Annotated in this window: 9 protein-coding genes; 6 read left to right on the top strand and 3 right to left on the bottom strand. The window is 42.5% G+C overall.

Annotated features, from left to right (window positions below; all coding sequences use genetic code 11):
- Nucleotides 1–406 precede the first annotated feature (406 nt).
- The 5 genes from HA044_RS03680 to HA044_RS03660 all read left to right on the top strand — a co-directional run bounded on the left by HA044_RS03680 (nucleotide 407) and on the right by HA044_RS03660 (nucleotide 6925).
- A complete protein-coding gene (locus HA044_RS03680) occupies nucleotides 407–1954 on the top strand; it encodes a peptide chain release factor 3 (RefSeq protein WP_187539403.1) in 1548 nt (515 codons plus the stop codon).
- A 79-nt stretch (nucleotides 1955–2033) separates the two neighbouring features.
- Nucleotides 2034–2414: a PH domain-containing protein gene (locus HA044_RS03675; RefSeq protein WP_187539401.1), complete on the top strand. Its 381-nt coding sequence runs from the start codon at nucleotides 2034–2036 to the stop codon at nucleotides 2412–2414.
- 45 nt (nucleotides 2415–2459) lie between these two features.
- On the top strand, nucleotides 2460–3368 hold the full coding sequence (locus HA044_RS03670; protein ID WP_187539399.1) for a magnesium transporter CorA family protein: 909 nt from the start codon (nucleotides 2460–2462) through the stop codon (nucleotides 3366–3368).
- A gap of 761 nt (nucleotides 3369–4129) precedes the next feature.
- A complete protein-coding gene (locus tag HA044_RS03665) occupies nucleotides 4130–5701 on the top strand; it encodes a DEAD/DEAH box helicase (RefSeq protein WP_187539397.1) in 1572 nt (523 codons plus the stop codon).
- A gap of 330 nt (nucleotides 5702–6031) precedes the next feature.
- The gene (locus tag HA044_RS03660; RefSeq protein ID WP_187539395.1) at nucleotides 6032–6925 is read left to right on the top strand and encodes an aldose 1-epimerase family protein; all 894 of its coding nucleotides are present in this window, start codon (nucleotides 6032–6034) and stop codon (nucleotides 6923–6925) included.
- A gap of 16 nt (nucleotides 6926–6941) precedes the next feature.
- Here the strand turns inward: HA044_RS03660 and HA044_RS03655 are convergent, their stop codons facing one another.
- The 3 genes from HA044_RS03655 to HA044_RS03645 form a co-directional block, all read right to left on the bottom strand.
- The gene (locus HA044_RS03655) at nucleotides 6942–7205 is read right to left on the bottom strand and encodes a GIY-YIG nuclease family protein (protein WP_187539393.1); all 264 of its coding nucleotides are present in this window, start codon (nucleotides 7203–7205) and stop codon (nucleotides 6942–6944) included.
- Entirely contained in the window at nucleotides 7195–7941 is a 747-nt protein-coding gene (locus tag HA044_RS03650) for a tRNA1(Val) (adenine(37)-N6)-methyltransferase (RefSeq protein ID WP_187539391.1), read from the bottom strand. Before HA044_RS03650 ends, HA044_RS03655 begins: the two co-directional genes overlap by 11 nt.
- 79 nt (nucleotides 7942–8020) lie before the next feature.
- Complete coding sequence (locus tag HA044_RS03645; protein WP_187539389.1) at nucleotides 8021–10360, bottom strand: cation-translocating P-type ATPase; 2340 nt, start codon at nucleotides 10358–10360, stop codon at nucleotides 8021–8023.
- A 169-nt stretch (nucleotides 10361–10529) separates the two neighbouring features.
- Between HA044_RS03645 and HA044_RS03640 the strand changes: the two genes are divergently transcribed.
- Nucleotides 10530–11276: a 1-acyl-sn-glycerol-3-phosphate acyltransferase gene (locus HA044_RS03640; protein ID WP_187539387.1), complete on the top strand. Its 747-nt coding sequence runs from the start codon at nucleotides 10530–10532 to the stop codon at nucleotides 11274–11276.
- Nucleotides 11277–11339: the final 63 nt, after the last annotated feature.

The following is an 11339-nucleotide window of genomic DNA, read 5'->3' as shown; positions in this document are numbered from 1 at the left end:
ATGGAGCTTTTTTTCTACAACAAAATAGACTCCATAATTTCTACAGTGGTTTTACCCACTACAGAAATTATAGAGCCCGATAAGAAGAGGCTGGGACAGAAGTCTTAGCCTCTCAATTGTTTTTGGATTGTCGATCAAGACGCAGCGGTTGAGTGGGCTCTACTACGCTGATTTCATCAGCTTTTACAGCCCTACTCAACTGTGCGGAGGTGGGACGACGAAATCGAATTCTAACGAATGACCGATTTCTGTCCCACTCTCTTTTTTTGCTTCCCCAAAAGGATCCATCATTGAAAAAAGTGCCTCTTTTCGCTATAATAGAAAAGATAGAGAAATTGAGGAGAGATCCGATGTAGAGATGAATTTGTAAATTTATCAGAAAATAAAAAGAGAAAGAATTAGGAACATGAACGTACAAGAAGAAATTAAAAAACGCCGTACCTTTGCCATTATCTCTCACCCGGATGCTGGTAAAACGACGATTACAGAGCAATTGCTCTACTTTGGGGGAGAGATTCGTGAGGCTGGTACCGTAAAAGGGAAGAAAACAGGAAACTTTGCCAAGTCTGACTGGATGGATATCGAGAAACAACGTGGGATTTCGGTAACCTCATCTGTCATGCAGTTCGACTATGATGGCAAACGGGTCAATATCCTAGATACCCCAGGGCACGAGGACTTCTCAGAAGATACTTACCGGACCTTGATGGCGGTGGATGCTGCGGTCATGGTGGTAGACTCTGCCAAGGGGATTGAGGCCCAAACCAAGAAATTGTTTGAGGTTGTCAAACACCGTGGCATCCCCGTCTTTACCTTTATGAACAAGTTGGACCGTGATGGTCGTGAGCCACTGGACCTCTTAGAAGAATTAGAAGAAGTCTTGGGGATTGCCAGTTACCCAATGAACTGGCCGATCGGAATGGGAAAAGCCTTTGAGGGACTCTACGATCTTTATAACCAACGCTTGGAACTCTATAAAGGAGACGAGCGTTTTGCGAGTCTAGAAGACGGAGACAAGCTTTTTGCTAACAACCCCTTCTACGAGCAAGTGAAAGACGACATCGAACTCTTGCAAGAGGCTGGAAATGAATTCTCAGAAGAAGCCATCTTTGCGGGTGAATTAACTCCAGTCTTCTTTGGATCCGCTTTGACGAACTTTGGTGTGCAAACCTTCCTTGAGACTTTTCTCAAGTTTGCTCCGGAGCCTCACGGTCACAAGAAGACAGATGGTGAACTTGTCGATCCTTACGACAAGGATTTCTCAGGTTTTGTCTTTAAAATCCAAGCTAACATGGACCCTCGTCACCGTGACCGTATCGCCTTTGTGCGGATCGTATCTGGTGAGTTTGAACGTGGTATGAGTGTCAATCTCCCTCGTACCGGTAAGGGTGCTAAGCTATCTAATGTCACTCAATTTATGGCCGAAAGCCGTGAAAATGTCAGCAATGCTGTAGCAGGAGACATCATCGGGGTTTACGATACCGGGACTTATCAGGTTGGAGATACTTTGACAGTGGGCAAAAACAAGTTTGAATTTGAACCACTGCCAACCTTTACACCTGAAATCTTCATGAAAGTGTCAGCTAAGAACGTCATGAAGCAAAAATCCTTCCACAAAGGGATTGAGCAATTGGTGCAAGAAGGAGCTATTCAGCTCTATACCAACTACCAAACGGGTGAATACATGTTGGGTGCTGTCGGGCAACTTCAGTTTGAAGTCTTCAAGCACCGCATGGAAAATGAATACAATGCCGAAGTCGTTATGAACCCAATGGGTAAAAAGACCGTTCGTTGGATCAAGCCAGAAGACCTAGATGAGCGCATGTCTTCAAGCCGAAACATCCTAGCTAAGGACCGCTTTGACCAGCCTGTTTTCCTCTTTGAAAATGACTTTGCCCTCCGTTGGTTTGCAGACAAATACCCAGACGTAGAGCTGGAAGAAAAGATGGGGTAAGGAACTTTTTACAACCGATTCATAACAAAAAAAATAAGAAAACGAAAATCTATCCGTTTTCGCTTATAAAGGAGAAATGATGGGATTACTAAGTGGTTTGATGGGCAATGCCTCTCAAAAAAATGTCGACAAGGTGGAAAGAGATCTGGAAGATATCTTGGTGCCTGGAGAGCAAGTGACACTTGCTTTTAGCTTGATTCGGGACCTCATTGTCTTTACAGAATATCGCTTGATTTTGGTGGATAAACAAGGAGTAACAGGGAAGAAAACGTCCTACAAATCCCTTCCTTATCGCTCTATTTCTCGTTTTTCTGTTGAAACCTCTGGTCATTTTGATTTAGATGCGGAATTAAAAATCTGGGTCTCTTCTGCAGTGGAGCCTTCAGAAATCTTGCAATTCAAGAGTGACAATAGCGTCATTGAAATCCAACAAGCTTTAGCCAGTGCTGTTTTTAAATAATCAGCTGCACCAAACCATTGATAAATAGTAGGGAAAGGAGTCAACATGTTTATCGATAAACAATTGGGTCAAGATCGGAAATGGATCAATATCGATTCAGATAGGATCACAGAGAATTCCTATCTCTATAAGAAATACGATATTGACAAAGAAACGATTGAGTACGCTCTGGATAAAAATGAACGAGCGCATATGGACTACAATCGAGAAAACGGGACGATCACCTTTATCTACAATGTCTTGAACCTGGAAAAAGATAAGGAATATTACGAAACAATTCCTATGGCTTTTATCGTTCAGGATACCCGTCTGGTCACGATCAGTAACCAAGAAAATGTTTACATCATTGAACAGATGATGAGCTACTTGGAAGCTCATGGAGAGTTGTCCATTTTTAAGTTGCTTTTTGCCGGTCTTGAAATGATCAGTAATGCCTATTACCCGATTATAGACCGTTTAGATAAGCACAAGGATGACCTCAATCGCCTCCTTCGAAAAACCACAACCAGTAAGAACCTCTATGCCCTATCCGACCTTGAGACCGGTATGGTTTACCTCCTTGCTGCAGCCAAACAAAATCGGATGTTGCTGGAACATATTAAAGCGCATGCCATTTATCGGAGAATGGATGATATTGAAAAAGAACAATTTGATGATGCCATGATCGAAGCCAATCAGCTGGTTTCCATGACCGAGTTGATTTCCAATGTCTTGCAACAACTGTCTGGCTCTTACAACAATATCCTAAACAATAATCTGAATGATAACTTGACCACCCTGACCATCTTTGAAGCCTTGTTGGCTGTCTTAGCCGTGATCACTGGTTTCTTTGGGATGAATATTCCTCTCCCATTGACGCAGGATCCAAATGCCTGGATTTATGTATCCGTTTGTAGCTTTATTTTATGGTTGCTACTTGCCAAAGTCATGCGATGGATTGTTAAAAAAAGATAAAAAAGAGGCTTGGAGAAATCCGAGCCTCTCTCGTATCTAAAATACACTGAAAAAATAGGAAGTATCTAAACACCTGCCCTCCTCTCCAAAGAAGGGGCAGTGTGAGTAGTTTCATCGACTGTACAAAATCTTCTTGGAAATAGTAGGAGTAGATTTAATAGTACTGAGTGGTTTCTAAATCAGTTAGAACTTAGAATAAATCGTTGAATGAATAGAAGGATCCTATTTCTTTATTACAGAAATATTTTAGATACTAATTGTATTATACATATTTATTTGTAAAAACGCAAGGTAGGACCTGCCAAAAAATAAAAGTTTTTACAAAGAAATTATAGTTTAAAATAAAAAGCTTTTTTGAAAAATAGTCCGTAAAATAGCGATTCTAAATCGGTATCATTTAGCCAGCCTTCGCACTTTCAACTAGCAAAGATTGGTCAAACGATAAAAATGTTTTCGTTTGACTATCTTTTGTTTCTTCATTGTGTTATACTAGATAAGTTGTATACTTGTATGAGAAAAACCTAGGGAAGAACTTTTTGTATGCAGGATGGGAATCACCTGAAGCTCTAGCATAGAGGTTGGTCGGGCAATCGTTATCTGCATCCAGTTTTTCGCTAATTAAAATCCTAGCAAAGTTGGATTTTGTTCAAATGAGTGTTACGACAGCAAACCAAGGAAGGCGACTTCCTGAGCCATCAATGCAATGCATTGAACGAAGTGTGATAAAGTGGCTTCGCACCACTTTTAGAAAGAAGAAACAATTGAAATTCAACGAATTTAACCTCTCTGCTTCCTTATTAGCAGAAATTGAAAAAGCTGGCTTTGTAGAAGCGAGCCCCATCCAAGAACAAACTATTCCTTTGGCCCTTGAGGGAAAAGACGTCATCGGTCAAGCGCAAACAGGGACTGGTAAAACTGCGGCTTTCGGTCTTCCAACTTTGGAGAAGATTGATGTGGATAATACCGTTATCCAAGCCCTTGTCATTGCGCCAACGCGTGAATTGGCAGTTCAGAGTCAGGAAGAATTGTTCCGCTTTGGACGTAGTAAGGGTGTCAAAGTCCGTTCTGTCTATGGTGGGTCCAGCATTGAAAAGCAAATTAAAGCTTTGAAGTCAGGCGCGCACATCGTTGTGGGAACACCTGGACGCTTACTGGATTTGATCAAGCGTAAGGCTTTGAAACTCAATCATATTGAAACCTTGATCCTGGATGAAGCAGATGAAATGCTTAACATGGGCTTCTTAGAGGATATCGAAGCCATTATTAGCCGTGTTCCTGAGGAACGTCAAACCTTGCTCTTTTCAGCTACCATGCCGGATGCCATCAAACGGATCGGTGTCCAGTTTATGAAAGAGCCTGAGCATGTCAAGATTGCTGCTAAAGAATTGACGACAGAATTAGTAGATCAGTACTATATCCGTGTCAAAGAAGGTGAGAAGTTTGACACCATGACCCGTCTCATGGATGTGGAACAGCCTGAACTAGCCATCGTCTTTGGTCGGACCAAGCGCCGTGTCGACGAGTTGACGCGTGGCTTGAAGATCCGTGGTTTCCGAGCAGAAGGAATTCATGGAGATTTGGATCAAAACAAACGCCTGCGTGTCCTTCGCGATTTCAAAAATGGGAATCTGGATGTTCTTGTAGCTACTGATGTGGCAGCGCGTGGCTTGGACATTTCAGGTGTGACGCATGTCTACAACTACGATATTCCACAAGATCCTGAAAGCTATGTTCACCGGATTGGTCGTACAGGTCGTGCTGGAAAATCAGGTCAATCCATTACCTTTATCGCGCCGAATGAAATGGGCTATCTCCAAATTATTGAAAACCTCACCAAAAAGCGGATGAAGGGGATGAAACCTGCGACAGCAGAAGAAGCCTTCCAAGCGAAAAAACAAGTGGCGTTGAAGAAAATTGAACGTGACTTTGAGGATGAAAGCATCCGGACCAACTTTGAGAAGTTTGGCAAAGATGCTCGCAAACTGGCAGCAGAATTTACTCCGGAAGAATTGGCGATGTATATTTTGAGCTTAACTGTTCAAGATCCAGATAGCCTTCCAGAAGTGGAAATTGCGCGTGAAAAACCATTGCCATTTAAACCATCTTCTGGTGGTTTTGGTGGAAAGGGCAAAGGTGGTCGTGGAAATGGCTACCGTGGAGACCAACGTCGTGATCGAAACCGAAGAGAAGACCGGGATGGTGGACGCCGTGATTTCAAACGGAAGTCCAATAAAAATAGCCGAGACTTTGAAGGAAAGGGAAACAAACGCCCACATCGTACTTCAAATGAAAAGAAAAACGGCTTTGTCATCCGAAATAAAGGGGATAAATAAATCCTATAAGACGACGGTCGCAGATCGGCCGTCTTTTTTAGAAAATAAAAAATACAAGGGTTGCGCAATCGTTAACCCTTGTATATTTATAAGGAGACCAAATGTAGGAGGAATTTTTCGAGAATGACGGGTACAACCCATCACTTCTGAAAAAGATCGGTTAACAGAAGTTGGGAATTGCTAAAATTAATTGTTTCTGTTAACATATTAATTGTACAATTATTTTTGTGCCTTGTCAACGTTTTTTTGAAATTTTTTAAAAATCTATAGATTTTAAGAGAAAGTTGTCTTGCTTTTCGATCAAAGCAAGCAGGAGAAGGGGATTCTATAATGGATTTTGAGTTAAAAAATGATGTTCTTCAACTAAAATGTAGGTCATTTGGAGGAGAACTAAAGTCGATACAAAATAGGGAGGGCCTAGAGTATTTGTGGCAAGGTGATGCCAAGTATTGGGGAGGACAAGCTCCTGTTCTATTCCCGATTTGTGGAAATGTACGAAATGGCCAAGTAAAGTACCATCTAAACAGTGGAGAGCAGACAGGGCAGCTACCAAGACATGGTTTGATTCGCAAGAGAGAATTTCAACTCAAAGAACATAGTGCCAATCGCCTGGTCTTTGCCATCACTTCAAACCCAGAAAGTTTGCAAAACTACCCTTTTCATTTTCGAGTAGAAATTGCTTATGAATTGAGTGGAAAAGAAGTCAGTACGACTTATCGTGTGCAAAATCTTGAGCTAGATCAAGTCATGCCCTATTGTATTGGGGGTCATCCAGCCTTTCGTTGCCCCCTTTTAGCAGATGAAACTTATGACGATTATGAATTGGTATTTGAACAAGAAGAAACTTGCAGTATTCCCTTCTTGAATACAGATACTGGTTTGATCAATCGAACGAAGCGTTTGCCATTTTTCAATCAGGACCGGCGCTTACAATTGACACATGAACTCTTTCAAAAGGATGCCATTATTTTGGATGAGTTAGCCTCAAAATCTGTCCAGCTCATCTCAAAAAAATCCGGTAATGGCATCGGATTTACATTTTCTGATTTTGATCATTTGGTTCTTTGGTCAAGTAGTAATGATGGGCCCTTCATTGCCTTGGAGCCTTGGACAGGGCTACCAACATCAGATGAAGAAGGGGATTTCTTCGAAGACAAGAAAGGGGTCATTCTGTTGCGCCCACAAGAACAGCGAACTCACCAATACCGTATGACTTTCTTGTAAATGAAAAACCGTTGGATCACGAAGTCCGACGGTTTTCTTTGATATAGTTTAATTTTGCCTGGCGTGATTTCTTTTTAAAAAGAGCTTCAGCAGACATGGCAGAGGGTTTATCGGGATAGGATTCCTGATAGAGGAGGGTGACAGGGAGGCGAGCCCGTGTGTACTTGGCCCCCTTTCCAGCATTGTGGGTCTTGACACGTTTTTCAACGTCTGTTGTATAACCTGTGTAGAGGGAGCCATCCGCACACTCCAGAACATACATATAAGCTTTAGTTTCCATAATAGATCTCATGAATTTCGTCAGTATAGCTGCCATCTTCATTGTGAATAAAGAGGGGAGGCAGGATCTTTAAACCATCTAGTGAGCCGTCCTTGATCGCTTCAATCAATAACATATTGGCCTCTTTGGTCACTTTTGGATAGACAAACTGGATCCGCTTAGGGGCAAGATTGTAGCGCTTCATCGTCTCTACAATGTCCAAGAATCGGTCAGGACGATGGACCATTGCTAAGCGACCATTTGATTTGAGGACCCGTTGGGCCACATGGCAAATCTCATCTAAATTGGTCGTGATCTCATGCCGAGCTAGGAGGTAGTGTTCGCTTTCATTGAGGTTTGAATGTTCATCAACTTTGAAATAAGGGGGATTGCAAAGGATAATATCGACCTTACTCCCTTTGATATGTTGGGGGAGATGCTTGAGGTCATCGGTGATCATGGACATTTGTTGGTCCAAGCCATTGAGCGCAATGGAACGGGTAGCCATATTTGCTAGACGTTCTTGAATTTCGACACCGATAATCTTTGCATGCGTGCGGGTACTCGCAAAAAGGCCAACAGCCCCATTTCCCGCGCAGAGGTCTACAATCAAGCCTCGCTTCGGTAATTTTGGAAAGCGCGAGAGCAGGACGCTATCCACGGAGTAACTAAAGACTTCCCGATTTTGTATGATTTTCACATCACTTGAAAAGAGTTGATTGACGCGCTCACCGTCTTTTAATTCGATATCTGTCATAGCTCTATTATAGCATGAAAAAAGACTTGGGGAAAGGTGGGCAGAACAGAAAAAGTTGAGAGTTTTTCTCTCAACTTTTTTAATCAAATTCATACTTTTGTAGAATCGTTGTCAGGATAAAGACACCAGTAAAGATGGCCATCAATGCCAGATAAACTGGGAAAGTAGTAGCCGTAAGGAGTGAAATCTCGATCAGGTTTTTCAGGACGACTGCAGATGCATAAAATCCAACAACCGAAAAGAGAATGAGAAGGGTGCGCCAGATGTTTAGTGGTAGGCAAGCACGGATAACGGATAGGAAACCGATGGATCCAAGTAAGTAGTAGGATACAGTAGACATATCGGCTGCAGACCAACCATGGCTTGCTCCCCAAAGGCGAATAAACAAGACGCTAAAGACGACCATCAAGGCGCTCGGTAGGGCTAACAGAAGGGAACGTCTCAAGAAGTGTTTTTCAACCGGTTTGATATTGCGTTCGAAGGTCAGCACAAATGGTGGGAAGCCTTCGACGAATTGGTCGATCAAGGTGATTTGAATAGGAATGAAAGGAAAAATCAGCAAATAATTGACGTTGAAGAAAAGGGCGCTGGCAATACAGATAATAGCCAAGAGGAAGGAATAAATGGTCTTGATGAAGAAGATGGGGGCGATTCGTCCAATATTATTCACCACACGACGACCTTCAAATAGAATTTCTGGAACGTCATTAAAGTCAGAGTTCAAAAGAACAATATTTGCAATTTGACGGGTTGCAGGATCTCCTTCGGCCATCACGATCGAGCAGTCAGCTTCACGAAGAGCGAGGATATCATTGACCCCATCTCCAGTCATAGCCGTTGTCCGGCCAGCTGCTTTCAAGGTCTGGATGAGTAGTTTCTTTTGGTGAGGGGATACACGTCCAAAGATAGCTGTATCTTCTGCTTGATCGACTAATTGATCATCACCAATTTTTGAACAATCGATGTAGTTCTCATAGTTTTTAAAGCCAGCTTGTTGGGCTATATAAGAAACGGTTACAGGATTGTCGCCAGAGATGATTTTTAGATCCACACCTTCAGAGCGCAGATACTCTAGGGTATCCGATGCGCCTTCGCGGATTGGGTCCGTAATTTCAATAACGGCAATTCCTTCAAGATCCTCTGGCAATGTCAACTCTTGCATACTGATCATTTCTGAGCTGTGGGCAAGGACGAGCACCCGTGATCCGCGGGCTTGTGCTTCGACAACAGCCGTTGGATTTTCGTGAAGAAGCATTTCAGGAGCACCGAGAAAGACGGTTCCAAGATTGGATAAGTGCATGGCTCCCCATTTCCGATCACTCGAAAATGGAATGATATTTTCAGCAGAATAGGCGTGCTCCAATTCCCCATAAGCCTTACGAATAGCTTGCGCAGTAGGGTTGGTATCTTCACTATTTTGCATGTAAGCTGATAGGATCACCTTGATGGTTTCCTCAGAAAAATGATCGGATAAACTGTGGAGGGCTTCCACGGTCATCTTGCCTTGGGTGATGGTCCCAGTCTTATCCAGACACAAGGTATCTACACGCGCTAGAGTTTCTACTGAGTACATTTCTTGAACTAGAACCTTGCGCATGCCGAGCTTAATCACCGCCGTCAGGAGAGAAGTAACGGTCAAAAGGGCGATTCCTTTTGGCAACATTCCCAAGAGAGCAGTGGAAGAATTCACAACGGAATCCTTGATGGGCAGCATTTTAATCAACAGAGCTTCAAAGAAGAGAGCAAGACCAAATGGGATGATAATTTTTCCAGTGAAGCTAGAGATTTTCGCCAAGTTATAGAGAATACGCGAATTGATGGGCTTCAAGGTTTTGGCTTCCATCATCAGTTTGTTGGCATAGTTGTTTGCCCCAACTCGCTTGACACGGGCATAGACTTGACCACTGGCAATATAACTACCAGAAAGCAGTTCATCACCGACCTCTTTTAAGACCAGATCACTCTCACCTGTTAGCATCGCTTCGTTGGCTTCAGCAATTCCAGACATGACCTCGGCATCACTCGGGATTTGTTCCCCAGAAGAAAGTAGGATTAAATCACCAAGGACGAGCTCTTCCGGTGAAATCGCATCTTTCTCCCCGTCTCGAATGACCGTCACTAGCTCCCGGCTCATGAGATTGAGCTTGTCAATCATTCGTTTGGCCCGCATTTCAGTCATGATCCCTGTGATCGCATTAAAGCTAATGACAGCAAAGAAAACCATATTGCTCCAGGCTTGTACAGCAGCAAGAGCTACTGCAATCACAAAGTTCAAGGTATTAAACAAGGTAAAGACATTGCGCTTGATGATTTGCCAGGTACTGGTACTTGTATTTGTTGTAAAATCATTGGTTTGTCCACGATCCATTTTCTTGCGGACTTCACTGAGGGACAAGCCCTTTAAATCAATAGTTTCCATAGACAATATGATATCATTTTTTTGCGAAAAAGACTATCTAGAATTGGCCTGCTGAGACTTTTTTCTACAAAAAGGTTTGCGGTCAAAATAAGGATAGGGTATAATAAGAAAGAATCCATATGATTTTACATCATATATCGTAACAAATGAATGAATTTGAGGAACAACTATGTTTTACACCTACTTACGTGGCCTTGTTGCCTTTATTCTTTGGGTTTTAAATGGCAATGCCCATTACCATCATAAGGAAAATATTCCAGATCGTGATGAAAATTATATCCTGGTATCTCCTCACCGGACTTGGTGGGATCCCGTTTATATGGCCTTTGCGACCAAGCCCAAGCAGTTTATTTTTATGGCGAAAAAAGAACTCTTCACCAATCGTATTTTTGGCTGGTGGATTCGTATGTGTGGAGCTTTTCCGATTGACCGTGAAAATCCAGGGGCAGAAGCTATTAAGTACCCCGTTAATATGTTGAAAAAGAGCAACCGTTCCTTGATTATGTTCCCAAGTGGGAGCCGGCATTCACAAGATGTTAAAGGTGGTGTCGCCATCATTGCCAAAATGGCTAAGGTCCGTATCATGCCAGTGACTTACACTGGACCAAGAAATCTGAACGGTTTGGCAACTGGTGAGCGCATTGATATGAACTTTGGACATCCAATTGATATTTCAGATATCAAAAAAATGAATGACGAAGGGGTAGCAGAAGTTGCCCGTCGTGTTCAAGAGGAGTTTGATCGTTTGGATGCGGAAGCCCAAGCGATCAACACCCCAACAAAACCCTTTATCTTGATTCGTTTGTTGAAAATCCTTCTGATTCCTGTTGTTTTAGTCGTGGGCATCTTGACCTTGCTCTTTAGTTACCTCGCAAGCTTTGTATGGGATCCAGACAAACACCGGAAAAATAAGTAAAAATACTGAGAAATTTTCTCAGTTTTTTTTATTTTTACGAATAATAAAAGTGAGAGGAGGATT

It is taken from the genome of Streptococcus sp. IMAU 99161, from assembly GCF_014435245.1.
Classification (GTDB): domain Bacteria; phylum Bacillota; class Bacilli; order Lactobacillales; family Streptococcaceae; genus Streptococcus; species Streptococcus lactarius.
This window is presented reverse-complemented; position numbering and strand designations above follow the sequence as displayed.